General features: G+C 74.1%; 18 protein-coding genes. 9 read left to right on the top strand and 9 right to left on the bottom strand.

Features of this window, described 5'->3' with window-relative positions; genetic code table 11:
- Window positions 1–232: 232 nt before the first annotated feature.
- The 8 genes from LG943_RS11240 (at window position 233) to LG943_RS11205 (ending at window position 8,900) form a co-directional block, all read left to right on the top strand.
- On the top strand, window positions 233–2,329 hold the full coding sequence (locus LG943_RS11240) for a prolyl oligopeptidase family serine peptidase (RefSeq protein ID WP_270072186.1): 2,097 nt from the start codon (window positions 233–235) through the stop codon (window positions 2,327–2,329).
- A gap of 259 nt (window positions 2,330–2,588) precedes the next feature.
- Window positions 2,589–5,168, top strand: coding sequence for a DNA/RNA non-specific endonuclease (locus tag LG943_RS11235; RefSeq protein WP_270072185.1), 2,580 nt, complete (start codon window positions 2,589–2,591; stop codon window positions 5,166–5,168).
- Between the two features lie 24 nt (window positions 5,169–5,192).
- On the top strand, window positions 5,193–5,666 hold the full coding sequence (locus LG943_RS11230) for a hypothetical protein (RefSeq protein WP_270072184.1): 474 nt from the start codon (window positions 5,193–5,195) through the stop codon (window positions 5,664–5,666).
- 30 nt (window positions 5,667–5,696) lie between these two features.
- Window positions 5,697–6,170 (top strand): hypothetical protein, encoded by a 474-nt coding sequence (locus tag LG943_RS11225; RefSeq protein ID WP_270072183.1) that lies wholly within the window; start codon window positions 5,697–5,699, stop codon window positions 6,168–6,170.
- Between the two features lie 30 nt (window positions 6,171–6,200).
- A complete protein-coding gene (locus tag LG943_RS11220; protein WP_270072182.1) occupies window positions 6,201–6,674 on the top strand; it encodes a hypothetical protein in 474 nt (157 codons plus the stop codon).
- A 128-nt stretch (window positions 6,675–6,802) separates the two neighbouring features.
- Window positions 6,803–7,267: an acyl-CoA thioesterase gene (locus tag LG943_RS11215; protein WP_270072181.1), complete on the top strand. Its 465-nt coding sequence runs from the start codon at window positions 6,803–6,805 to the stop codon at window positions 7,265–7,267.
- A 37-nt stretch (window positions 7,268–7,304) separates the two neighbouring features.
- The gene (locus tag LG943_RS11210) at window positions 7,305–7,514 is read left to right on the top strand and encodes a hypothetical protein (RefSeq protein ID WP_270072180.1); all 210 of its coding nucleotides are present in this window, start codon (window positions 7,305–7,307) and stop codon (window positions 7,512–7,514) included.
- Window positions 7,515–7,568: 54 nt separating this feature from the next.
- Window positions 7,569–8,900, top strand: coding sequence for an MFS transporter (locus LG943_RS11205; protein WP_270072179.1), 1,332 nt, complete (start codon window positions 7,569–7,571; stop codon window positions 8,898–8,900).
- A gap of 62 nt (window positions 8,901–8,962) precedes the next feature.
- Here LG943_RS11205 and LG943_RS11200 read toward each other — a convergent pair whose 3' ends face one another.
- Window positions 8,963–9,691 carry a TetR/AcrR family transcriptional regulator C-terminal domain-containing protein gene (locus LG943_RS11200; protein ID WP_270072178.1) on the bottom strand — a complete coding sequence of 243 codons (729 nt, stop codon included), beginning with the start codon at window positions 9,689–9,691 and terminating at the stop codon, window positions 8,963–8,965.
- Window positions 9,692–9,836: 145 nt separating this feature from the next.
- Here LG943_RS11200 and LG943_RS11195 point away from each other — a divergent pair, with 145 nt between their 5' ends.
- Entirely contained in the window at window positions 9,837–11,117 is a 1,281-nt protein-coding gene (locus LG943_RS11195; RefSeq protein ID WP_270072177.1) for a hypothetical protein, read from the top strand.
- A gap of 30 nt (window positions 11,118–11,147) precedes the next feature.
- Here LG943_RS11195 and LG943_RS11190 read toward each other — a convergent pair whose 3' ends face one another.
- The 8 genes from LG943_RS11190 to cobT form a co-directional block, all read right to left on the bottom strand.
- Window positions 11,148–11,609, bottom strand: coding sequence for a globin (locus tag LG943_RS11190; RefSeq protein ID WP_270072176.1), 462 nt, complete (start codon window positions 11,607–11,609; stop codon window positions 11,148–11,150).
- Between the two features lie 145 nt (window positions 11,610–11,754).
- On the bottom strand, window positions 11,755–13,419 hold the full coding sequence (ettA, locus tag LG943_RS11185) for an energy-dependent translational throttle protein EttA (RefSeq protein WP_270072175.1): 1,665 nt from the start codon (window positions 13,417–13,419) through the stop codon (window positions 11,755–11,757).
- A gap of 95 nt (window positions 13,420–13,514) precedes the next feature.
- The gene (locus tag LG943_RS11180; protein WP_270072174.1) at window positions 13,515–14,588 is read right to left on the bottom strand and encodes a DUF4192 domain-containing protein; all 1,074 of its coding nucleotides are present in this window, start codon (window positions 14,586–14,588) and stop codon (window positions 13,515–13,517) included.
- A 78-nt stretch (window positions 14,589–14,666) separates the two neighbouring features.
- Window positions 14,667–16,109 carry a sensor domain-containing diguanylate cyclase gene (locus LG943_RS11175; RefSeq protein ID WP_270072173.1) on the bottom strand — a complete coding sequence of 481 codons (1,443 nt, stop codon included), beginning with the start codon at window positions 16,107–16,109 and terminating at the stop codon, window positions 14,667–14,669.
- Between the two features lie 633 nt (window positions 16,110–16,742).
- The gene (locus tag LG943_RS11170) at window positions 16,743–19,190 is read right to left on the bottom strand and encodes a GTPase (RefSeq protein ID WP_270072172.1); all 2,448 of its coding nucleotides are present in this window, start codon (window positions 19,188–19,190) and stop codon (window positions 16,743–16,745) included.
- Window positions 19,187–21,004, bottom strand: coding sequence for a GTPase (locus LG943_RS11165; RefSeq protein WP_270072171.1), 1,818 nt, complete (start codon window positions 21,002–21,004; stop codon window positions 19,187–19,189). The genes LG943_RS11170 and LG943_RS11165 overlap by 4 nt, the downstream gene beginning before the upstream one ends.
- Window positions 21,005–21,036: 32 nt before the next feature.
- Window positions 21,037–22,326 carry a uroporphyrinogen-III C-methyltransferase gene (gene cobA / locus LG943_RS11160; protein WP_270072273.1) on the bottom strand — a complete coding sequence of 430 codons (1,290 nt, stop codon included), beginning with the start codon at window positions 22,324–22,326 and terminating at the stop codon, window positions 21,037–21,039.
- A gap of 236 nt (window positions 22,327–22,562) precedes the next feature.
- The coding region (gene cobT, locus LG943_RS11155) for a nicotinate-nucleotide--dimethylbenzimidazole phosphoribosyltransferase (RefSeq protein WP_270072170.1) at window positions 22,563–24,711 on the bottom strand (2,149 nt) is incomplete at its 5' end.

Raw genomic sequence — 24,711 nt, 5'->3', positions numbered from 1 at the left:
AGACCTCCTTGTCAACCGGTCGCACGACGACCGGCACTGTTCGCGTTGCCACACGGACCTCCCGTGGGTGGTTCCCGCCGAGTAACGTCCCGCATTCAGTTTGCTTGGTCGACCGGCTCCGCCGCCACCCTAATTATGCGTAGGCAGCGAAAACCGGCGGGAAACTCATGATCGTCGGCGGCCCCGGCGGCGGCGCCGAGGCGCGCCGGGACCGCCGGATAGAGTTCTGGTCATGCCTGAACCTCGCTACCCCGCCGCCGAGCGCGTGCACTGCCGGGAGGACCTGCACGGCCACCTGGTCGACGACCCCTACCGCTGGCTGGAGGACCCGCGCTCGCCCCGGACCAAGGAGTGGTCCGACGCCCAGGACACGCTGTTCGCGGAGGAGTCGGCGCGCTGGAGCGGGCGCGAGGAGCTGGGCCGGCGGGTCCAGGCGCTGCTGGGCGCCGGCACGGTCCAGGTGCCGGTGTGGCGGGGCGAGCGGTACCTGTTCATGCGGCGTGCGCCCGAGCAGGAGCACGGGGTGCTCTACCTGGCCGAGCCCGGCGGCGTCGAGCGCCCGCTGATCGACCCGGTGGCGCTCGACCCCACCGGCGGCACCACCCTGGACTCCTGGCGGCCCGACCACGAGGGGCGGCTGCTGGCCTACCAGGTCTCCGAGGGCGGCGACGAGGAGTCGCTGCTGCGGGTCATGGACATCGCCACCGGCGAGGTGGTGGACGGCCCCATCGACCGCTGCCGCTACTCCCCGGTGGCCTGGCTGCCCGGCGGCGAGGCGTTCTACTACGTGCGCCGGCTGGCGCCCGGCGCGGTGCCCGAGGGCGAGGAGCAGTACCACCGGCGGGTCTACCTGCACCGGGTGGGCACCTCGCCCGACGACGACGTGCTGGTGTTCGGCGAGGGCCGCGACAAGACCGAGTACTACGGGGTGGGGGTCAGCCGCGACGGCCGGTGGCTGGTGCTCACCGCCACCAAGGGCACCTCCTCGCGCAACGACGCCTGGATCGCCGACCTGGCGGAGTCGGGGCCGGAGCGGCCCCGCTTCAGCGTCGTGCAGGAGGGCGTGGACGCCGAGGTCGCCCCGCACGTGGGGCGCGACGGCCGGCTGTACCTGGTGACCGACCGCGACGCCCCGCGCGGGCGGCTGTGCGTGGCCGACCCGCGCACGCCCGGCTACGAGCACTGGACCACGCTGGTGGCGGCCGACCCCGACGCGGTGTTCGGCGGCTACGCCGTGCTGGACGGCCCCGGACTGGCCGAGCCCCGGCTGCTTGTGTCGTGGCGGCGCCACGCCGTGAGCGAGGTCAGCGTGCACGCGCTGGCGGACGGCCGGCGCACGGGCTCGGTGGAGATGCCCGGCATCGGCTCGATCGGCGGGGTGGCGGCGCGCCCCGAGGGCGGCCACGAGGCGTGGTTCCGCTACAGCGACAGCACCACACCGGGGGCGGTGTACCGCTACGACGCCCGCACGGGCGAGGTGGCGCTGTGGGCGTCGGCGCCGGGCGCGCCGGAGGTGCCCGAGGTGCGCACCGAGCAGGTCACCTTCACCTCGCGCGACGGCACGCCGGTGCGGATGCTGGTGGTGTCGCCCCCCGGGGAGGTCCGGCCGCGCCCGGCCATCCTCTACGGCTACGGCGGGTTCTCGATCTCGATGACGCCCGACTACTCCGCGACCGCGCTGGCCTGGGTGCGCTCGGGCGGCGTCTACGCGGTGGCCAACCTGCGCGGCGGCCTGGAGGAGGGCGAGGAGTGGCACCGCGGCGGGATGCTGGGCGACAAGCAGAACGTGTTCGACGACTGCGTCGCGGCGGCCGAGCACCTGGTGGCCACCGGCCGCACCACGCCCGGGCGACTGGCGGTGATGGGCGGCAGCAACGGCGGCCTGCTGGTGGGCGCGGTGATCACGCAGCGGCCCGACCTGTTCGCGGCGGCCGTGTGCTCGGCACCGCTGCTGGACATGGTGCGCTACGAGCGGTTCGGGCTGGGCGAACTGTGGAACGTGGAGTACGGCAGCGCCGAGGATCCTGAGGCGCTGGGGTGGCTCCTGGCGTACTCGCCGTACCACAACGTGCGTGAGGGTGTGCGCTACCCGGCGACGCTCTTCACGGTTTTCGACAACGACACCCGGGTCGACCCCCTGCACGCCCGCAAGATGTGCGCGGCCATGCAGCACGCCACCCCGGCCCCGGTGCGGGAGCGCCCCGTCCTGCTGCGCCGCGAGGCGGAGGTCGGCCACAGCGCCCGGTCGGTCAGCCGCACGGTCCGGCTGAGCGCCGACCAACTGGCGTTCCTGGCCCACCACACCGGCCTGGAGGTGGCGGAGGACTGACCGGCCGCCCCGAGGCGGTCGGCGACGCAATGCGGCGGGCGCCGGTTTCGCCGTGACCACTCCCGGTCACGGCACCGGCGCCCGCCGCGTTGTCTTTTTCGCCTGTTACATGCGAGAACTCCGCAGGGCGGATTCGTTTTTCGGTCCGGCCCGAATTACCACCAGTCACAAACAGGTCAAATCACCCTTCAGTACAAGCAAAGCGTCGCTAAAGTGTCTGGCGTTCCACTCTGGGTGAAACGCCGACGAGGTGACAGGAATGGGCGAGGACGACCTTCCCCCGGGTCTTTCGGACGGAATCGACCCTTCCGCGATCGCGATTCCCCCGGTGCAGCCCGACGACGTCGAAGAGGCCGGGCGCGCCCTCAAGGGCACCGGCGGCGACATCGCCGAGATCGGCGACGACATCAAGACCGGGTGGAACGGCCTCAGCGGCATCTACTCCGCGCCCGAAGCCGACACCCTGCTGAGCGCCGTGGACGAGGTCCCCACCTGGGGCGGGGAGATCGACGACGCGGCCACCGCCGCCGGCGACGCCCTCATCCAGTTCGCCGCCGAAGTGCGCCCCATCCTGGAGCGCTGGCACCGCCTCAAGGCCGACGCCGTCGCCATGCAGGCTCACATCGACGGCAATGACGACTGGCGCAAGGACGAGGACAAGGTCGAGGAGCTCAGCACCCTCAACAACGACCTGATCAAGGTCCAGAACGACTTCATGGCCGCCGAGCGCACCTGCGCCAACGCCATCACCGCCCTGTTCGGCGGCACCCGGTTCGTCGCCACCGACCCCGACTCCCAACCCAACCTGGGCCGCAACGAGGTCGCCTACGGCTACACCCGCCCTCCCGAGGACGTCGCCACTCCCTGGGCGGTCCCCCAGGAGCACGACGCCCCCTGGTACGAGGACGTCGGCTCGGCGCTGGTGGACCTGACCTGGGGCTCGGTGCAGGACACCCTGGGGATGTTCGGCTTCCACGACGGCCAGGGCGACTGGACGATCGATCCCGGGACCATGTGGGACAACGCCACCACCGCCTGGGGCGACACGCTGGCCGGTGTCGGAATGCTCGCGGGCTACCACGACGGCGAGTGGAGCCTCTCCACGGCCCGCACTGCATGGACGGAGATCGCCCACTCCATGGTCCCGTGGCGGGAGTGGGACGACCGGCCGGGTTACGTGATCACCCAGGGACTCGTCAACATCGGCAGCATCGTGGGCGGCGCGGCCCTGACCGCCACCGGTGCCGGGGCGATCGTGGGCGTCCCGCTGATGGCCTGGCGGGGCACGCGGATCGTGCGCACCCTGGGCAATCTCGGCGACCTGGGACCCGGTCGCAACGGCGACGGCAGCGGCGGGGACGGCCCGGAGTTCACCCGCACCGGCACGGAGTTCGACCTGAGCCGGATCAACGGCCAGGACGCCCCCACCACGAGCGAACTCCAGCAGCGCATCAACGAGGTGCTGGACATCCGCGCCGACGAGATCGGCCTGGAGGCCGCCCTGGAGGAGGCCGCCGGCTGGCGCCGCCAACCCGCACTGGTGGGCGCCCCCGACATCGAGGCCAACGCCGACGGCCCCGACACCCCGCCCTCGTCCACCCCGACCCCCTCGGACTCCCCCACCCGCCCACCCACCACCACCCCGACCGACCCGCCGCCGTCCGGCGGCACCCGGACCGGTTCGGGGTCGGAGACGGTCGCGAGTCCCGACCCGTCCGGCGGAGGCGGGGGCGGGACCGGCGGCAGAGACGGTTCCGGCGGCCCGGGGGACGACGATCCCGGCCTACCGGACGAGGAACCCGACATCCCCGAGGGGCAGCGCCCGGAGGGCGCTCCCGAGGGCGACCCGGCAGACCGGGCGAACCCGGCCCAGGAGGACCCGAATGGGTCTCCTGAGGACGAACGGAACGAGGACGCCGAGGTCGACTTCGACCTCCCTGACGACGATGGCAGCGGGGACGGCGAAGAGGGTGAGGACGCCCCACCTCGGCCGCCCGCGCTGGAAAGGCTCGACCCAGACAGTCCCCTGTGGCCGGAGGAGGGAAAGCGCTTCGGCGACAGCGGCCGACTCGACCCGAACACCCGCTACGAACTGCGGGACTATCGGGAGAACCACGCGAGTGACGCCGACTACGAGAACGGCCACGCCGAGGTGTTTATCACCAACGACAAGGGCGAGGTCATCGAGGTCCACACGCGTACGGATCGAGACAGCGCGCAGAACCCCGAACTGACGAACCCCCGGCCGAACGCCACCTACGTAGTCGACGACCGGTACACCTACCGCACCGATCACCTGGGCCGAACGGAGTCAATGGAGGGCGTCCTTGAACTGGACAGCAATGCCCGCAACGACACCCAGCAGCGGGCCATCGGCTGGGAGGGCCGCGACTACTACCGGGTCTACAACGAGTACCTCACCGAGCAGTTCACGGCCAGGCACGGGCGCCCGCCCAACCCCGGCGAGCTTCCGCTCTACGAGGACGTCGAGTGGAACGGCGGGCACATGGCGGGCGCCAGCGAGTTCGGCGGTGGTGGGGAACGCCTCAATGTGGTCCCGATGCTGGAGACGGTCAACCAGAAGCGGACGCACCTGCCCGGTATCGACGGCAGTTTCCGCAGGCTTGAGGAGGAGTGGGTCCGCCTCCTGCGCCAGGATCCGAAGCCGGAGATCAAGGTCCGTATCACCAATGTGTACGATCCAAACATGCCGACGCTGACCGCTCCAAACGGAAGAGTGCTGCATCCCCCGCCCACCGATATTTTCGTAGAGTGGGAGGTCAACGGAGTCAGGTACCCCCGCCCTCTTAGGTACCCAAATATTCCGAACTGGCAGTGAACGCCCGTAAGAGCAGGTAGCCCCATGAGACACCACGACCACCTCACCTCCGCGCAGCAGAACTCCCTGCTTCGTGAGATTGGCCGCGCCCTGGTAAAAGCGGCGCCGCGAAACTGGGAAGAATTGAGATTGGAGTGTGACGCCCTGTTCGATTTCAGTACCACGGAGGCCACCGCCGTTTTGGATGATGGCAGTACGGAACAGATGTCCACTCCTGTTGAAGTCGCGGTCAAGCTTGGGAAGTTGCGGGCCGGAATGTACACACCTGGCAAGGGAACGTGGTACAGAGCGGTCTGCAGGGTTACACGCCCAGGTCGGTTCAAGGCTCACTACAGCTACGACGAAGAACCCTCGTTCCCGATCCCGGCTTACGACCACGACTTCCTCAGGGATTCCCGCGCCTATCCCCGGGACAGCGCGTCCACACCCGACTGGCTACGCCGTCGACTCGCCGCCGCTTTGGAAGCCGAGGCCGTCGCGAAGGCCAACGACAAATGACCGCGACCCGTTTATAAGACAGGTAGCCCCATGAGTGCCCGCGACCGCCTCACTCCGTCACAGCAAGAATCCCTACTCCGCGAGATCGGACAAGCACTCGCCAAGGCCGCGCCGCGGAACTGGAGCGAGGTGACCTTGCGCTGTGACGCACTTGTCGAGTTCCGGTCCACCGAGGCCACTGCTGTGCTGGACGACGGCACCTCAACGAGCGTGTCCGTCCCCACCGAGGCAGCGGTGAAGATGGGACGGCTCCGAACTGGTATGTACACGCCGGGCAAAGGCACCTGGTACACAGCGATCTACCGGGTCATGCAACCAGGGCGGTACACAATCGACTACAACTACACCGACGAGCCCTCGTTTTCTATACCGGTCAACGACTACGACTTCCTCGTGGACTCGCGCGCGTACCCGAGGGACAGCGACGCCACCCCCGGCTGGCTGCGCCGACGGCTCGCCGCCGCGCTGGAGGCCGAGGCCGTCGCGAAGGACAATGACCATTGACTGCGCCCCGTTCATAAGACAGGTAGCCCCATGAGCGCCCGTGGTCGCCTCACTCCCGCGCAGCAGGAGGCCATCCTCCGCGAGGTCGGCCGGGCTCTAGCCAAAGCAGCGCCGCGGAACTGGAACAAGGTCACTTTGCGCTGCGACGCATTGCTGGACTTCTGTTCCACGAAGACGACCGCCGTGCTGGACGACGAACAGTCAACGTCAGTGTCAACGCCGCCCGCTGCCATCGCGAAGATGACGGAGTTGCGGGACGGGATGTACTCACCGGGCAAGGGCACGTGGTTCAAGGCTGTCTACATCCTTACCCGCCCGGGGCGGTTCACGGTTCACTACAGCCACGACGAGGAACCCTCATTCTCAATCCCGGCTCACGACTACGATTTCCTCGTGGACTCCCGCGCCTATCCCCGGGACAGTGACTCCACACCCGACTGGCTGCGCCGCCGGCTCGCCGCCGCACTGGAGGCCGAAGCCGTCGCGAAGGCCGACGAGAACTGACCCCGCCGCCGGGCCCGTCGCTCCCGGTGTGAGCGGGGTCGCTCCGTTGGGCCTGGGCTTCCCGAACCCCGTTCGGGGCGCGGCCGGTAGCGTGGTGCCGTCCGCGTTGTGAAGGGGAGGGGTTCCAGGTGGAGGCAGTCACCACGGCCGAGGGCGCCCGGGTGCAGGGGCGGGAGTCGGGGCGGCACGTCTACTGGGCGCACGTGCGGTTCGCCGACCTGGATCCGCTCAACCACGTCAACAACGTCCGGATGCTCACCTACCTTGAGGACGCCCGCATCGCGTTCCTGCGGTGGGACGTCCCCGCGGAGTCGCACACCCGGCTGGGCGGGCTGGTCGTGGCCCGGCACGAGATCGACTACCTCAAGCCGATCCTGCTCCGCCGCGACCCCGTGCGGGTCGAGACGTGGGTGACCGAGGTCCGCACCGCCAGCTTCCGCCTGGCCTATGAGATTCGCGACGACGACCACGTCTACGCCCGCGCCATGAGCGTGCTCGTCGGCTACGACACCGCCAAGCAGGCGCCCCGGCGCCTCAGCGGCGACGAGCGGGCCTTCCTCACCGCCCACCTGGAGCCGTCCGGCTCCGCCTGACCCGGCACCGCCGCGCGGACCGGCGCGGGGAGGAGACATGCCCCGAGTGCTGTACATGCAGGACCGGCGCACGCGCGAGACGTGGCCGTTCCTGACGCTGCACGACGACGGCTCCCTCACCACGGACGATGCGCAGATGGTCAAGGCGGTTCCGCGCCTGCGCGCGAAGCTGGGCTACTCCGACGAGCGCGTGTTCGAGTACTGGAAGACGAAGGGCAACGCCTACGTGCGCTACTTCGAGGCGTAGCGGTGACCCGCCCTGCCCGCGACCCTGGTCAACGCCGGTGACTACCCTGGCCGGGTGGGCGAGCACAGACGTTGGGTCATCCTCTGTATCGGAATCGCCGCGCAGATCGCGAGTGTTTCCGCGCTGTTCGGGGTGCCCTTCGTCCTGCCTGAACTGCGGGCCGCCTACGGGCTGACCATCGCCGAGGCCGGGACCCTCGCCGGGCTGCCCAGTCTGGGGCTGCTGGCCACCTTGTTCGGGTGGGGGGTGGTGATCGACCGCTACGGTGAGCGCTTCACCATGGCCGCGAGCCTGGTCCTGACCGCGCTGGCGCTGCTGCTGCTCGGCGTCGTCGACGGCCCGTGGGGCGCGGGTGCGGTCCTCACGCTGGTCGGAGCGGCGGGCGGGCCGGTGAACGCGGCCAGTGGGCGGCTGGTGCTGGCGTGGTTCTCGGCGCGCCAGCGCGGGCTCGCCATGGGGATACGGCAGGCCGCCCAGCCGCTGGGAATCGGGGCGTCGGCCGCGCTGATGCCGCTGGTGGCCGAGCACTGGGGGTTCGTCGCGGCGATGCTGCTGCCGGCGGCGCTGGCCGTTGCCATGGTGCCCCCGGTGCTGCTGTACGCGGGCGCACCCGACGCCGAGCCGCGCGAGTCCGGCGAACGGCGCGAGCCGGGCGAGCCGGGGCCGCCCGGCTCCCAATCCCGGACTCCTGAGCCGGGACCCGTGTCCCCGAGTCCGGAGCCCGGCACCGCCGCTGGCACCCCGGCCGGACACGCTGACTCCGTTCCCCGGGCTCCGGGCGCGCCGGGCGGCGCGCGCCGGGGGGCCTCGCCCTACCGGCATGCCGCGATCTGGCGGGTGCACGGGGTCAGCATGCTGCTGGGCGTACCGCAGTTCACGGTGATGACCTACGCGCTGGTCTACCTGGTGTCCGAGCACGGCTGGAGCGCGCCCACCGCCGGGGCCGTCATCGCGGCCACGCAGGTGCCCGGCGCGCTGAGCCGGCTGCTGCTGGGCCTGTGGTCGGACCGGCTGGGCAGTCGGCTGCGGCCGGTGCGCACCGTGGCGCTGGTGTCGGGGGCGGCGCTGCTGGGGCTCACGGCCTCCTCGGCGGTGCTGCCGGGGGCGGCGGTGCCGCTGCTGCTGGCCTGCCTGGTGCTGTCGATGAGCCACAACGGGCTGACCTTCACCGCCGTCGCCGAGACCGCCGGGCTGGCCTGGGCCGGGCGGGCGATGGCGGCGCAGAACTCCTTGCAGGCGGTGAGCACCACCGCCACGCCGCTGCTGATGGGCCTGGTGATCACCGGACTGGGCCTGCACACGGTCTTCGCGGTGGCGGCGGCCTTCTGCGCGGCGGCGGTGCTGGCCGTCCCCCGCGACCGGGCTGCCGGCCCTCCCCCGCTTTGATCCCGCCCCGGGTCCTGTCCCTGTTCCGCCCCGCCTCGGACGGCGCCGGCCGCCCTCCCCGCTCAGGTGCCGCCGGCGCGGATCTGGGCCTCGACGCCGTCGAGCACGAGGTCCAGGCCGATGCGGAACTGGGTGTCGAAGTCGGTCTGGCCCTCGGCGGCCAGCCGGGCGTAGAGCCCCAGCGCGGGGTAGGTGTCGGCGTGTTCGCCGATGTGCGCCCAGACGCGGCCGCGCAGGTCGGCCTCTGCCGCCGGGTCGCGGTGGCGCGCCCGCCACAGGGCCTCCTTGACAACGTAGCCGTCGACGTAGCCGGTCACGGCGCTGACCGCCGCCGCGACCCGGCGGTCGTCCAGGCCGGTGGCGGCCAGGGCGGCGTGGAAGCGCTCGGAGGAGGCCAGCGCGTTGGGTCCCAGCAGGGGCCGGGTGCCCACCAGCGCCGGCACCCACGGGTGGCGCAGCATCACTTGGCGGCTCTGGACGGCCTGGGCGGTGACGGCCGCGCGCCACGGGGTACCGGCGGCGGCCGGGCGGATCTCGCCGAGCACCTCGTCAAGGGCGAGGTCGAGGACGTCCTCCTTGCCGCTGACGTACTCGTACAGCGACATGGTGCCGGCCGCCAGCCGCGCCGCCAGGCGGCGCATGGAGAACCCGGCCACCCCTTCGGCGTCCAGCAGGCCGATCGCCGCGGCGACGATCCGCTCGCGCGACAGCCGCTCCCGGCGGGGCCGCCCGCCCTCGGCGCGCAGCCACACCCCGCCCGGCTCCCCGGCCGCTCCACCGCCCGCCGCCATGCAGTCCTCCATCCCGGTCCGGCCGCCTGCTGTGCGCCCGTGCGCTGTACGGAAAACCGTACGGCTAACGTAACCGCCGGCCGGGTGGCCCGTCGATCCGGCCGCACCGGCTGTACCGGCAGAACCGGCGGAGAGGAGAGGGATCATGGCAGACCTGGACGCCCCGGCGGAGAGCGCGCACGACGCCGGCGGCGCGGCCGACCGGTGGCTGCGCGAATACGCGCTGACGGCGCTGCGCATCGACCGGCTCGCCACCGAGGGCGGGGGCGCCACCGTGCTGATCTACCGCGGCCCCGAGAAGTGGCGCGCGGCGGCGGCCGCCGAGCCCCCGCCCGACCCCGCGCGGCTCGCCGAGGACGCCGGGCGCCTGCTCGGCGAGATCCCGTTCGGCCCGCCGCGCGCGGCCTACCTGGGCGCGCAGGTCCGCGCCATGCGGGCGGTGGCGCGGGCGCTCGCCGGGCGGCGGGCCGCGCCCGGCGACCACGCGCGCGACTGCCTGGGCGTGGAGCCGGTCCCCCGGCCCGAGTCCGACTTCGCGGCGGCGCACGGCCTGCTGGACGCCGCGCTGCCGCGCACCGGCGGCACGCTGGCCGGGCGGCTGCACGCCTGGCAGGACCGGCACGCGCTGCGGCGCACCGACCTGCTGCCGGACCTGCTGGACCGCGCGGTGGCGGAGTGCCGCAGGCGCACCGAGGCCGCGTTCGCCGCGCTGCCCGCCGGCGCGTCGGTCGAGGTTCGCCTGGTCACCGAGGGCGGCTTCCAGGGCGCCGGGCACTACGCCGGGGGCGCGCGCGGCACGCTGTTCGTCAACACCTCGGTGCCGTTCAACCTGGCCGACCTGCTCTACCTGGTCAGCCACGAGGTCTATCCGGGGCACATCGCGGAGTCGATGCTCAAGGAGTCGCACCTGGTGGAGCGGCGCGGCCTGCTCGACCACCGCGTGCGGTTCATGGTCTCGCCGTCGTTCGTCCTCAGCGAGGGGCTCGGCCTGCACGCCCAGGAGCTGGTGTTCCCCGGCGACGACGCCCAGCGGTGGCTGTGCGACCACCTCCCCGCCGAGGCCGGGGCCGCCCCCGACGACTGCGACCTGGCGGCGGTCCACCGGGCGAAGAACGTCCTGTGGGGGGTGTGGGCCAACGCCGCGCTGATGGCGGCCGAGGGGCGCGGCGAGGACGAGGTCGCCGCCTACCTCACCCGCTGGGCGCTGCTGGACGAGGCCGGGCTTGCGGCGGCGCTGGCGCTGGTGCGCGCCCCCGCCATGGGCACCTACGTGCTGGGCTACGACCTGGGCCGGCGGATCGTGGCGCCGTGGCTGGCGGGCCCCGACCGGGCGCGGCGGGTGCGGCGGTTGCTCACCGAGCAACTGCTGCCGGTGGACCTGCTGCCGGCGGACTCCCCGCTGCACCCCGCGCCCGGCGCACGCTAGCGGCCGGGGGCGGGTCGGGGCGGCCAGCGGTCAGGACGAGGGGTTCTCCGGCGGGGGCTGCACCGGCAGGTCGGCGGAGTCCTGCGCCGGAGGGAGGTCGTCGGGCGCGTTCACCATGCTGTGCGCGGCATAGACCAGGTACTCCCACAGTTGGCGGTCCAGCGGCTCGGGCAGCGCGAGGTCGTCCACGGCGGCGCGCATGTGCGCCAACCAGTGGTCGCGTTCGCGCGAGCCGATGCGGAACGGGAAGTGCCGCATGCGCAGGCGCGGGTGGCCGCGCTGCTCGCTGTAGGTGCGGGGACCGCCCCAGTACTGCATGAGGAACAGGCGCAGCCGGTCCTCGGCCGGGCCGAGGTCCTCCTCGGGGTAGAGGGGACGCAGGACCGGGTCGGCGGCCACGCCCTCGTAGAAGCGGCGCACGAGGCGGACGAAGGTGTCCTCTCCGCCCACGGCGTCGTAGAACGTCTGCTGGTCTTCGCGCGGGGAAGTCATAGTCGCCCGTCAGCTTATGCGGTGCCGCCCGCGCGCGCGAGCGGCACCGGCGCCTTCGCCGATGCCTGGCCGCCTGACGCGCGGGCCGGCGCATCCCGGAGGGGGTGCGCCGGCCCGCGCGGCGGTGTGCCGGAGACCGCGGGGGTCAGTCGCGGGTGAGCTTGCGGTGGGTGACCGCGTGCGGGCGGGCGGCCTCGGCGCCGAGGCGCTCCACCTTGTTCTTCTCGTAGGACTCGAAGTTGCCCTCGAACCAGAACCAGTTCGCGCCGCCCTCCCAGGCCAGGATGTGGGTGGCGACCCGGTCCAGGAACCAGCGGTCGTGGCTGGTGATCACGGCGCAGCCGGGGAAGTCCAGCAGCGCGTTCTCCAGCGAGCCCAGGGTGTCGACGTCGAGGTCGTTGGTGGGCTCGTCCAGCAGCAGGAGGTTGCCGCCCTGCTTGAGGGTGAGCGCGAGGTTCACCCGGTTGCGCTCGCCGCCGGAGAGCACGCCGCTCGGCTTCTGCTGGTCGGAGCCCTTGAACCCGAACGCCGCCACGTAGGCGCGACTGGGGATCTCGACGTTGCCGACCTGGATGAAGCTCTCGCCGTCGGAGACGACCTCCCAGACGTTCTTCTTGTCGTCGATGCGGCCCCGGTACTGGTCGACGTAGGAGATCTTCACGGTGTCGCCGACGTTGATGGTGCCGGAGTCGGGCTGCTCCTCGCCCACGATCATCTTGAACAGCGTGGTCTTGCCGACGCCGTTGGGGCCGATGACGCCGACGATGCCGTTGGGCGGCAGGGAGAACGACAGGTCCTCGATCAGCACGCGGTCGTCGAAGCCCTTGGTGAGGTTCTTGACCTCGACCACGGTGGTGCCCAGGCGCGGACCCGGCGGGATCTGGATCTCCTCGAAGTCCAGCTTGCGGGTCTTGGCCGCCTCGGCCGCCATCTCCTCGTAGCGCTGGAGGCGGGCACGGCTCTTGGTCTGGCGGGCCTTGGCGTTGGAGCGCACCCACTCCAGTTCGTCGGCCAGGCGCTTCTGCCGCTTGACGTCCTTCTGGCCCTCGACCTTGAGGCGGGCGGCCTTGGTGTCGAGGTAGGTGGTGTAGTTGCCCTCGTAGGGGTAGAGCTTGCCGCGGTCGAGTTCGAGGATCCAGGTCGCCACGTTGTCGAGGAAGTAGCGGTCGTGGGTGATCGCGATGATCGTGCCCGGGTAGCCCTCGAGGTGGGTCTCCAGCCACTGCACGCTCTCGGCGTCGAGGTGGTTGGTGGGCTCGTCCAGCAGGAGGAGGTCGGGCTGCTCCAGCAGGAGCTTGCACAGCGCCACGCGGCGCTTCTCGCCACCGGAGAGGGTGGTGACGTCGGAGTCGGGCGGCGGGCAGCGCAGGGCGTCCATGGCCTGGGCGAGCTGGCTGTCCAGATCCCAGGCGTTGCGGTGGTCGAGCTGCTCCTGGAGCTTGCCCATCTCGGCGAGCAGGTCGTCGGAGTAGTCGGTGGCCATCTTCTCGGCGATGTCGTTGAACTGCTGGAGCATCGCCTTGGTCTCGGCAACGCCGTCCTCGACGTTCTGGAGGACGGTCTTCTCGGGGTCGAGGCGCGGTTCCTGGGCGAGCAGGCCGACGCTGAAGCCCGGCATGAGGCGGGCGTCTCCGTTCGACGGCTGCTCGACCCCGGCCATGAGCTTCAGCAGCGTGGACTTACCCGCGCCGTTCGGCCCCACCACGCCGATCTTCGCCCCGAGCAGGAACTGCCCCGAGACGTCGTCAAGCACGACCTTGTCGCCGTGCGCCTTGCGCACGTTTCGCAAGCTGTAGATGTACTCCGGCATGCCTCCAAGCCTAGGGTGTGGGCGCAGGTGCCCCGGCCATGCGCGGTAGCGGCCCCCGGCCGGGCCGGCGGGCGCCGCGGCGCCGACCGCGGGGCTCACGGCCGGTCCCGGGGCCAGGCGGCCGCCAGGCGCTCGGCGGGGACGCCCTGCCAGGGCAGCCCGGCCCGCAGCGCCTGGCACAGGAGTTCGGCCAGGGGGTAGCGGGGGTCGGCCGCGCGCACGAGGTCGAGGGCGGCGTCGGCCAGCGCGATGTCGCCCCGGGCCCAGGCCGCCACCGCCAGCAGGCACCCGGGCGCGGGCCGGTACGCGGGGTCGACGTGGCGCAGCACCTGCCGCCACAGCTCCACGTGGGGGTCGGCCGTGCCGGGGCCGATGCGCACCCAGGCGTCGTCGCGCACCCGCACGCACGCCAGCAGCACGCCCAGCCACGCCAGGTGGTCGGGGGCGCGCGGGAGGTCGCCCCGCAGCGCCGCCGCGACGGCGGCCCGCACCACCCGGGCGCCCCGCACCCGGAACCGGGGGCCGAAGGAGTCGCGGCCGGGCGAGGCCGCGCGCAGCCGCCGGCCCCGGCGTTCGGCGCGGCGGGTGGCGGCGCGCATGGGCGCGCGGGCGGGGTCGTCCAGCGGCGCGAGGTAGGCGCGGATGCGGTTCAGGCTCTGCCAGGCGCTGAGGCCGTTGGCGACTGCGGCGGCCGACACCGCCGAGGCGGAGGGGTCGACGGGCACGCCCTCGGGCGGGCAGCAGCCGGGTGAGTCGCACACGTAGGACCAGTAGCGGCCGTCGGCGACCCGCAGCGCCTCGCCCACGGCGATACCGGCCTCGGCCGCGCGGCGGCGCAGGGCGTCGACGCAGCGGGTGATGTCGGCGGCGGGGCCGTAACCCACGATCAGCGCGGTGCCGCAGTGGTCGGCCCGCAGCCCGGTGACGAGGTGGCGGGCGGCCTCAAGCGGATGCCCCAGGACGTGTTCGCCCAGGTCGCAGCGGAAGAGGGTGTGCAGGCGCGGGGTGCCGCCGCGCAGGCCCAGCACGACGAGGGTGTCGGCGGGGTGGTAGCCGAGGAGGTAGGGGACGGCGGCGACGATGTCGGCGGGGCTGGAGAGGGTGAGGACGGCGGGGGCGAGGGGGGCGGTGGGCCCGGGGGCCGGGAGCCGCGGACGGTTGGGTTCCATGCACCCAGCGTGATCAATTTGATCACGCGGAGCAACGGCAACCTGGCGGGATGTGGATAACCCGGCGCTGCGGAGCGGTCAGGGCTCCTGGCCGCTGGCTGCGCCCGAACCGCTCGGGGCGTCGGGCCGTCCGCCCTCGGTGGCGCGGGGCCGGGGGACGTGGCGGACCACCGAGGGCTCCGGCGGGACCTCGGCCACGGCCGGACCGGGCTGGCGGGCGGGCACCGCGGAGCGGGTCAGGACCGGCAGGCACACCCGGTTGCGGCCCGCGCCCTTGGCCCGGTACAGCGCGAGGTCGGCCGCCGCGAGAAGGTCGACCAGGTCGTCGCCGTGGACGTTGAGGACCGCCACCCCCAGCGAGACGGTGATGCGGACGTCGTCGCCGTTGGCGCTCAGCGCCATGCGCCCGATCCGCATGCGCAGCCGCTCGGCCGCGCGGCACGCCTCGGCCATGTCGGAGTCGGGCAGCAGCACCACGAACTCCTCGCCGCCGAACCGCCCGATGACGTCGGACTTGCGCAACTGCGCCCCGATGGTGGTGGCCACGCCCAGCAGCACGTGGTCGCCGAACAGGTGGCCGTAGGTGTCGTTGACGGCCTTGAAGTGGTCGATGTCGATGATCAGCAGCGCCGCCGCCCGGCCGCTCTGGCGGGCGCGGGCGAGTTCGGCCGCGGCCTCGGCCTCCCAGGTGCTGGCGTTGAGCAGGCCGGTCTTGGGGTCGGTGCGCGCGGCGGTCTGCAACTGCTGGAACAGCAGGCTGCGCTGGAGGAGCATCGCCGGCGGCAGCGCCAGGGCCAGCAGCGCGGGCGACAGGCCGGTGAGGACGGCGGCGGTGACGCCCACGCACAGCTCCACGCAGTCGACGGTCAGGGCCTCGCGGTCGAAGAGCATCTGCCGCCAGGGGGCCTCGGAGGAGCTGAGGTGCACCGCGACCGCCACGATGAGGGTGTTGACGACGGTGAACACGGCGCAGCACAGGGCCGCCAGCGACGCGCCCTCGACCGAGGTGATGTGGTGCTCGGTGACGGCCATGGGCACGCGCAGGGCCGAGGCGGTGCCGTCGACCAGCGCGCTGTGGAACAGCAGGGAGGCGACGAAGCCCGACACCGCCACCGAGGCGGCGTTGAACAGCCGCCGGTGGATGACCGTGCGCCGGATGCGGAACTGGAGCAGCAGGTAGACCGGCACCGGCAGGATCAGGGAGTACATGGGCGGCAGCAGGAGCAGGGTGGGGAACCACCACGCCCCCAGCAGGTCGCGGGTGAGCCCGGCGGGGGTGCCCAGGCGGCGCATGGCCTCCACGCACAGCCCCGCGCAGATCGCCAGGGCGGCGAAGGTGGCGAGTTCGTCGCCGCGGATGGGGGTCAGCACGCCCGACCACACGCCCATGAGGGCGGCGCAGGTCAGGACCACGCCCATGAAGACCACCAGGCGGCGCGGCTGGGCGAACACCGGCCAGTCCCTCCACCACAGGGTCCACGGCCGCCGCCGCTCAGCCACCCCTTGCTCGGCCACCGCCACGTGGATCTCCCCCGCTCGCGATCAGGGCATCCCGCCCGACACGGATCGGTCGACGCCCGGCGGCCGATCGCGCGTCCGTTTCGGCGTGTCGGGTGCCGGCGACAGGATCGTCTTTGGATTACAGTCAGTGATATTTTAATCGCTGATTGTGCAGTGGTAGAGGGAAACAGCTAGATTGAAGTGTGCTGGTGTCCACTGACGCGCCCGGCCGGCGGCCGAGTCCGCGCCCGCGGCACCGGCGGCGGCGCGGCGCGGTGTCCCGACCCCGGCGGGTCGGCCGCCGGCAGACTCGTTCGGGTGGTACACCCGCCACGGCCGGCAGGGCGGCTCGGGCGCGCGCCGGCGCTCCGGCCGCGTGGTCGCGACCAGTAGGAGGGGCCATGTCCTCCGGTATCCAGTGGGTCTAGGCGCGGTGCCGACCGCCGGGGCGAGCGGTTCCCGGATCGCCTGCCCCCGGCCGCCGGCGGCCCTCGACCAGCACGGCCAGCACGTCTGGCACGTCACCCGCCTTCGCCGCCCAACCGCGCGGCAAGGCGTCGGACGCACACGAACAAGGGCGGCGGACCGGGGAGGAACCCCGGCCCACCGCCCTTCGCGTGTGCCCGCCGCGCCCCGCGGGCCGGCGCACCGCCCTCAGCGGCGCGGACCGCGCGCGGTGGCCAGCGCCTCGCAGGACTCCCGGTAGCGGGCGAGTTCCTGCTCCACGGGGGCCAGGATCCGCTGCTCGGCGATCTCGCGGGCGCGCTGGGCCGAGCGCTGCTCGATGCGCTCGCGCCGCTGCGCCGCCGCGACCGACACCAGGTTGACGCACCCGTTGCCGATCAGCCACCCCACCAGCGGTGTGGCCACCACCACCGCCGCGGCCAGGCCGAGGAACCGGGGGTCGTCCAGCACCGGCAGCCCGGTGAGGCCGCCGCCCAGCCAGCTCACCAGCAGCGCGACCAGCCACACCAGCCCGGCGCCCGAGACCACGGTCAGCAGGTACTGGAGCACCCGCACGGCGTTCCACCAGGCGGGGGTGTCATCGGCCGAGGGGACGGTGGCGGCCACCGCCTGGCTCAGCTCGCGCGGCAGGACGTCCAGGCCGCCGCGCGCGGCGGCCCGCACCCGGCGCGGCCAGGGCCAGGGCAGCGACCCGGCGGCGTGGTCGGCCACGGCCACGGCCGCCTTGTCGATGCCGGCGGCGTGCGGCTCGACCGGCGCGGGGTCGGCGCCCTCGCCGCCGAGGTCGGCGCCCACCGCGCGCAGCGGGTCGCGCCGCAGCCCGCGGACCCAGCGGCCCAGCGGCCACCCCACGCGCTTGGCGCCGCGCTGCTCGTAGACGGCTTCGGCGGTGTCGGCGATCGCGGCGACGCCACCCGCCGCCACCAGGTCGTCGACCAGGCGGGCGCGCACCCGCTCGGGCAGGACGGGGTCGATGTCGGCGGCGCCCGCGTCGCCGTGGTAGCGCTCGAAGCCGACCACGACGCGGTCGAGGTCGGCGACCAGCCGGTCGATGAGCGCGCGGCGCTGGCCGACGGTGTCGGCGAGCAGCGTCCGCAACTGGCGGATGCCCTGGCCGGTGACGGTGGAGGTGGTCAGCACCCGGGTCTGCACCCCGGACTCGGTCTCCAGCAGCCGCCGGAGGTCGGTCAGCAGCTCCTCGAGTTCGTCGGGCTCGACCCGGTCGACCTGGTTGAGGACGGCCACGGTGACGGCGCCGTAGCCCGACATCTCGGCGAGGTAGCGGTGGTGCACGGCGGCGTCGGCGTACTTCTGGGGGTCCAGGACCCACACGATGAGGTCGCAGGCGCCGATGAGGCGGTCGGCCTCGGCGGTGTGCATGGCGCGCACGGAGTCGTGGTCGGGCAGGTCCAGCAGGATCAGCCCGGACAGCTCCGAGCCGGCGCGGTCGAGTTCGCTGGTGCGGGAGTGGCGGTTGCGGCGCGGCACGCCCAGCCAGCTCAGCAGGCCCTCGGCGCCCTCGTTGCCCCAGACGCACGCGTGGGCGGAGGAGGTGGTGGGCCGGGTGATGCCCACGCGGGAGAACTCCAGCCCGCACAGCGCGTTGAACAGCGAGGACTTGCCGCTGCCGGTGCCGCCGGCCAGCGCCACCACGGTGTGGTCGGCCGAGAGCCGCAGCCGGGCTCCGGCGTGGTTGAGCAGGTGGTGGGCGTCCTCGATCAGCTCGCGCTCGAAGTCGTCGTGCCCGATGCCCACCAGCGCCGACAGCGCGTCCAGGCGGGTGATCAGCTCCTCGCGGGTGGTGGCCGGCATGGGCTGCCACCACTCGCCGGTGGTGGGCTCGTACTCGTCGTCGTCGGCGGCGGCGTAGGAGTCGTAGTCGGCGGGGCCGGCGGAGGCGGCCGGGGCCGGTGCCGGCTCGGGGTCGGCCGCCGGCCGCGGGGCGGGGTCGGCCGGCGGGTCGGCGGGGGCCTCGGGCGCGGGCTCGGGGCCGGACTCCGCGCCGCGCGGGGTGTCGGCGGCGGCGCCGACCACGGGGATGGGGCCGGTGCGGCGGCCGGCGATCATGCCGGCTTCGTCGACCTCGGCGAGGCTGCCCACCCAGGCGGCGAGGCGGTCGTCGTCGGGGTCGTCGTCGTCGCGGCGGCGGGCGGCGCCGCGCGGCGGCGCGGCGTGGCGGCCGGGGGTGCTGCGGGGGGCGGGTTCGGGCCGGCCGGCGGGGGCGGCGGACCCGGGGTCGCGCTGGGGCGCGGTGTCGGCCGGGCGCTCCGGCGGGGCGGGCTCGGCCGGATCGGGGCGGGCGGCGGGGGCGGGCGGGGCGGCGGGCACGCTGGGCCCGGCGGACTCGGGCGGGACGATGCCCGCGGCGGCCACCCCCGACTGGAGGTCCACCGCGCGCCGCAGCGCGGGGTAGGAGTCGGCCGGCGGCCCCACCGGGCGGCGGGCGGGCCAGGTGTCGCCGGCGGGCGGCGCCCACCCGGCGTTCAGCCGGTCGGCCTCGGGCACGACGTAGCCGGTCCAGCCCGCCTGCGCGCGGCGGGTGTCCGCGGCGGGCTGGGGTGCGGGGCGGTCGGCCGCCTGGTTCCCCGCCGCCTCCGGTTCCTCGTCAGCGTGAGCGGGGTTCCACTGAGTCGTCATCGCGCAATCTCAAGGTTGTATGTCGCCTGGTAGAGCTGGACGGCATCGGATTCGTCGGGCAGCTTGACCGCTGCCAGGGTGTCGGTGAAGCGGGTGCGCTCCTCATACAGCAGGGTGCCGATGCGCTGCCGAAGGTCGTTGCGCGCCCTGTTGCCAATGTTACGCAGGGAATCGGCGCCGAACACACCCTTGAGCAAACGGTTCGGTGACGTCCGGGCGCCGGCGCCGCCCGGTGCGGCGTCGAAGCCGAGCAGTTCGACGATGAGCACGAGGGTGAACGCCTGCTTGTCGAAGTCGGCCACGCGGGCCACCGAGCGCTTTGTGGCGCCGTCGGCGGCGATCATCTCGCCGACGGTGTGCTGCCAGGCGGCGACGGCGTCGCGGGTGCGGGGGCCGAAGGACTCGGGCAGGCGCCGCCCGCCGGCGCGGTCGGCGAGGTCCTGGCCGCCGGGGATGTCGGACCAGCGGTCGGCGACGCGTTCCACGGCGCGCTCGGCCGAGGTCAGCACCAGCGACTCCAGGCTGTCGCGCACCGCGGTCTCCAGCGCCTGCACGCGGTCGCGCGCGTCGCCGCCGCCGCGCGGTTTGCGCTTGCCGCGCGAGCGCAGCATGCGGACGAGTTCGCCGCTGGCGGCGATGTCGTGCCAGCGGGCCAGCAGGTTGCCGCTGAGCAGGGAGCCGTCGCTGAGGGCGGTGTCGACCTCGGCGCCGGCGGACTCGTAGGCCGACTGCACCGCCGACTCCAGGGCGCGGCGGATCTCGACCTGCACCTCGACCTGCTTGGCGAGGTCGGGCACGCGGGTGCGGAAGCTGTCGATGACCCCGATGAAGGTGCGCAGCGACACGCGGTCGCGCTGCACGAGGTCGCCGGCGACGTCGGCGAGGTAGTCGCGGATGGGGTCGACGGTGTTGCCCTTGAAGCGCTCGCGGACGATCTGGTCGGTCTCGGGGATGACGAACCGGGTGGCGCCGCCCAGGCCGTTGGCCTCCAGCATGGCGCCGAAGTGCTCGACCAGTTGGCGGCGGCCCTTCTTGGGCACCCGCGAGAGCACGACCGCCAGCGAGGTGTCGCGGTCGCGGGCGACCTGGAGGAACTCCCAGACGCGGGCGTCGGCGTAGCGCCGGCTGGTGGTGACGAACACCCACAGGTCGGCGGCGTCGAGGAACTTGGCGGCGAACTCGTGGTGGGCCGAGACGGCGGAGTCGACGTCGGGGGTGTCGAGCAGGGCGACGCCCTCGGGCATGGACTCGCTGGGGGCCAGCACGAGCATGCCGTCCTTGCCGGGCATGGCCAGGCCCTGCTGGCGCACGCGCGGCAGGGTGGGCAGGAACGACGCCTCGCTGAACCAGTCGACGTCGGCGGGGTTGCACGCCAGGACGGGGCTGTTGGTGGTGGGCCGGCGCACCCCGGTGGTGGTGACCTGCTCGCCCACGAGGCTGTTGACGAGGGTGGACTTGCCCGCGCCGGTGGAGCCGGCGACCGCGATGAGCAGGGGGGTGTCGGGGCGGCGCACGCGCGGCAGGACGTAGTCTTCGAGCTGGTGCAGGACGTCGGTGCGCGCGCTGGCACCCTCGCTCGCCCCGGGCAGGCCCTCGGCGAACTGGAGGCCGCGGATGCGCGCGCCGAGGTTCTCCAGGACCTTCTCGAACCGGGTGTCGCTGGAGGCCCCCCGGTGCTTGGCCCGGCCCCGCCGCTGCGGCGCGGACGGGTCGGCGCGCTCGTGGCGGCCCGGTCTGGGCTCGGACCGGTCGGCCGCTGTGGGCCCGTGCTGGCCCGCCCCTGTGGCTTCCGGCATCGCAGGCGGCCGGGACATAGCGCTTCCGCCCTTCTCATCGGTCGTCGCGGTCACAAGACCCGGTTCCCCTCGGGTGGGTCGCCGACGGCGGGATCGGCGGAGGCGGCGCCCCGCGCCCCCGGCCCTTCACGCCCCGTCTGAAGTATGTCAAGTTCCCCGGCCAGGTTGACCACTTCTCCGATCACGATCACGGCGGGCGGCCGGATCGCGGAGTCGCGGACGGCGCGCCCGGCGGTGCCCAGGGTCGCGCGGACGGTGCGCTGGGTGGGGAGGGTGGCGTCCTGCACCGCGGCCACCGGGGTGTCGGGCGAGCGGCCGTGGGCGATCAGCGCGTCGGCGATGGCGGCGAGGCGCTCCACCGCCATCAGCGCCACGACGGTGCCCCCGCCGGCGGCCAGGGCGGCCCAGTCGACCGTGGAGCGGGGGTCGCCGGGGGCCACGTGGCCGGAGACCACGTGGACGTCCTGGGCCACGCCCCGGTGGGTGACGGGGATGCCGGCGGCGGCGGGCGCGGCCAGCGCGCTGGTGATGCCGGGCACGACGGTGACGGGCACGCCGGCGGCGGCGCAGGCCGCGGCCTCCTCGCCGCCGCGGCCGAACAGGAAGGAGTCGCCGCCCTTGAGCCGCACGACGAACTTGCCCTGGCGGGCGCGGTCGACGAGGACGCGGTTGATGTCCTCCTGGGTCATCGACCGGCCGTAGGGGATCTTGGCGGCGTCGACGATCTCGACGTCGGCGGGCAGGCGGTCCAGCAGGGAGGTGGGGGCCAGCCGGTCGACCACCACGACGTCGGCCTGGGCCAGGAGCTGGCGGCCGCGCACGGTGATCAGCCCGGGGTCGCCGGGCCCGCCGCCGACCAGGGCCACGCCGTGGTGGCGCTCGCGGCCCCGGCGGGCGTCGAGGGTGCCGTCGGAGAGCCCGTCCAGGACGGCGTCGCGCAGGCCGGCGGCGCGGCGCGGGTCGCCGTTGGCGACCACCCCCACGGTGACGCCGGCGGCGCCGCCGCTGGCCGGTGTCCAGGCGGCCGAGGCGTGGCGGTCGTCGGCGCGCACGCACCACACGCGCTCGGCCTCGGCCTCGGCCGCCACGGCGGCGTTGACCTCGGCGGAGTCGGTGGCGGCGTGCACCAGCCAGAAGCGGCCCAGGGCGCCGTCGCGGATGTCGCCGGGGGTGTAGGCGCGGCGCAGCCAGGTCAGGCGCCCGGCGGCGGCCAGGCCCTCCAGGGTGGCGGTGGCCTCGGGGGCGACGAGGGTGACGTCGGCGCCGGACTCCAGCAGCACGGGGACGCGCCGCTGGGCGACCCGGCCGCCGCCGACGACCAGGGCCGCGCGCCCCTCCATCCGCAGGCCGAGGAGATACGTCACCGAGGCTGCCTCCGTATCCGCGAGCGTGCGTTCGTTGGCGGGTGTTGTGCGGGGGATGCGGGCCGCGTTCGCCGCGTAGCGCGGTGTGCCGACGGCGAAACCCAAAATACCGTGTCAAACGGGGGGCACGTGCGCACCGCGGTCGCCACCGGCGCGCCCCGGCCCCCCGTCGCCGTGCACGGCGGGCCGCGCACAACTCTACGGGGAGCCGGTCAGTACCGTTCGCTCACCCCGGCGGACCCGAACGTGGCCACGTCGCGCAGCGCCCGCACCGACCCCTGGAGCAGCGGCAGCGCCAGGAGCGCGCCCGAGCCCTCGCCCAGCCGCATCTCCAGGTCGATGAGGGGGCGCAGGCCCACGTGGCGCAGCGCGGCGGCGTGGCCGGGCTCGGCGGAGCGGTGGCCGGCGAAGCAGGCGTTGAGCGCGCGCGGCTCGATGGCGGCGGCGACCACGGCGGCGGCCCCGGCGCTCACCCCGTCGAGCAGGACGGGCACCCGCAGCGCGGCGGCGCCCAAAATGAACCCGGTGAGGGCGGCGTGCTCGAACCCGCCCACGGCGGCGAGGACGCCGACGGGGTCGGCGGTGTCGATGTCGTTGACCGCCAGCGCCCGGCGGACCGTCTCGATCTTGCGCTCCAGCATGGCGTCGTCGGCGCCGGTGCCGCGCCCGGTGACCTCGGCGGGGTCGGCGCCGGTGAAGGCGGCGATGAGCGCGGCCGCCGGCGTGGTGTTGGCGATGCCCATGTCCCCGGTGACCAGGCAGCGGTTGCCGGCCGAGACGAGGTCGCGGGCGGCCTCGATGCCGGCCTCCACCGCGTAGTCGGCCTGGGTGCGGGTCATGGCCGGGCCCTGGGTGATGTCGGCGGTGCCGGGCGCGATCCGGCGCGGCAGCAGACCGGGCACGGCGGGCAGGTCGGCGGCCACGCCGACGTCGACGACGGTGACCTCGGCGCCCACCTGCTCGGCGAAGGCGTTGACGACCGCGCCGCCGCGCAGGAAGTTGTGCACCATCTGCGCGGTGACCTCCTGGGGCCAGCCGCTCACGCCCTGGGCGTGCACGCCGTGGTCGCCGGCGAAGACCGCCACGGCGGCGGGCTCGGGCACGGGCGGGGGGCACTCCCCGGCCAGGCCGGCCAGGCGCACCGAGACCTCCTCCAGGACGCCCAGGGACCCGGCCGGCTTGGTCATGGCGGCCTGGCGCTCCTCGGCCTCCTTCAGCGCGCGCTGGTTGAGGGGGGTGATGGCGCTGACGGTCTCGTCCAGCAGGCTGGTGGCGTCCTCGCCGGGCAGGCCGCGGCGCCCGTAGTGGTCGCGGTGGACGGCCCAGGAGAGGGGGCGGCGGCGGGCCCAGCCGCTCATGGACAGCTCGGGCTCGGGCGGGAAGTCCTCGACGTAGCCGACGCACAGGTAGGCCACGACCTCCAGGTGGGGCGGCAGGTCCAGGGCGCGGGCGAGTTCGCGCTCGTCGAAGAAGCTGACCCAGCCCACGCCAAGGCCCTCGGAGCGGGCGGCCAGCCACAGGTTCTCCACGGCCAGGGCGGCGGAGTAGCCGGGGGTGCGGGGCTGGGCGTGGCGGCCCAGGGTGTGGCGCCCGCCGCGGGTGGGGTCGACGGTGACCACGACGTTGACCGGGGTGTCGAGGATGGCCTCGACCTTGAGGCCGGAGAACGCCTGGGCGCGGGCGCCGGGCAGGGCGCGGGCGTACTCGTCGCGCTGGACGCGCACCAGCTCGTGCACGCGGGCGCGCAGGTCCTCGTCGTGGACGACGATGAAGTCCCAGGGCTGGGAGTAGCCGACCGAGGGGGCGCGGTGGGCGGCGTCGAGGACCCGGGTGAGCACGTCGTCGGGAACGGGGTCGGCGCGGAAGCCCACGCGCACGTCGCGGCGGTCGCGGATGGCGCGGTAGACGGCGGCGCGCTCGGCCTCGTCGTAGGCGTGCTCGGCGGCGGCGCCGGGCCGCTCGGCGGTGCGGGCGGGTTCGGCGGGCGCGGGGGCGGCCTGGTCGCCGGCCGTGTCGGGGCCGTGGTCGGGGTGCTCGGGCTGGGCGGCGGCTGCGTGCGCGTTCACAGGAGAACCGTCTTCGCTCGGGGTCAGGGTCGGGGTCGGAGTGGGGCGCTCGGTGTCGGGCGCCGGGGCGGCGGTGTCGGCGTCGGCGGGGGCCCGCACCTCGGGCTCGGGCGCCTCGGGGGCGGCCGGTTCGGGGTCGGCGGGCCGGGCGGTCGGCGGCGGGTACTCGGGCGCCGCCGGGCGGGCGGGCGCGGCCTGCGCCGAAGCGGGCGCGGGCGCCGGTGCCGCGGCGGGCGGGGGGTACTCCGGCGGCGCGGCGGGCGCCGCCGGGCGCGACTCGCGGGCGGCGGGGCGC

Source organism: Streptomonospora mangrovi (assembly GCF_027604915.1).
Lineage (GTDB): Bacteria > Actinomycetota > Actinomycetes > Streptosporangiales > Streptosporangiaceae > Streptomonospora > Streptomonospora mangrovi.
This window is presented reverse-complemented; position numbering and strand designations above follow the sequence as displayed.

Coding starts and splice junctions, on each gene's coding strand:
- LG943_RS11240 (WP_270072186.1), top strand. CDS start 233: ATGCCTGAACCTCGCTACCCCGCCGCCGAGCGCGTGCACTGCCGGGAG.
- LG943_RS11220 (WP_270072182.1), top strand. CDS start 6,201: ATGAGCGCCCGTGGTCGCCTCACTCCCGCGCAGCAGGAGGCCATCCTC.
- cobA (WP_270072273.1), bottom strand. CDS start 22,326: ATGGAGGGGCGCGCGGCCCTGGTCGTCGGCGGCGGCCGGGTCGCCCAG.
- LG943_RS11195 (WP_270072177.1), top strand. CDS start 9,837: ATGGCAGACCTGGACGCCCCGGCGGAGAGCGCGCACGACGCCGGCGGC.
- LG943_RS11225 (WP_270072183.1), top strand. CDS start 5,697: ATGAGTGCCCGCGACCGCCTCACTCCGTCACAGCAAGAATCCCTACTC.
- LG943_RS11170 (WP_270072172.1), bottom strand. CDS start 19,190: ATGACGACTCAGTGGAACCCCGCTCACGCTGACGAGGAACCGGAGGCG.
- LG943_RS11230 (WP_270072184.1), top strand. CDS start 5,193: ATGAGACACCACGACCACCTCACCTCCGCGCAGCAGAACTCCCTGCTT.
- ettA (WP_270072175.1), bottom strand. CDS start 13,419: ATGCCGGAGTACATCTACAGCTTGCGAAACGTGCGCAAGGCGCACGGC.
- LG943_RS11235 (WP_270072185.1), top strand. CDS start 2,589: ATGGGCGAGGACGACCTTCCCCCGGGTCTTTCGGACGGAATCGACCCT.
- LG943_RS11200 (WP_270072178.1), bottom strand. CDS start 9,691: ATGGCGGCGGGCGGTGGAGCGGCCGGGGAGCCGGGCGGGGTGTGGCTG.
- LG943_RS11190 (WP_270072176.1), bottom strand. CDS start 11,609: ATGACTTCCCCGCGCGAAGACCAGCAGACGTTCTACGACGCCGTGGGC.
- LG943_RS11165 (WP_270072171.1), bottom strand. CDS start 21,004: ATGTCCCGGCCGCCTGCGATGCCGGAAGCCACAGGGGCGGGCCAGCAC.
- LG943_RS11180 (WP_270072174.1), bottom strand. CDS start 14,588: ATGGAACCCAACCGTCCGCGGCTCCCGGCCCCCGGGCCCACCGCCCCC.
- LG943_RS11210 (WP_270072180.1), top strand. CDS start 7,305: ATGCCCCGAGTGCTGTACATGCAGGACCGGCGCACGCGCGAGACGTGG.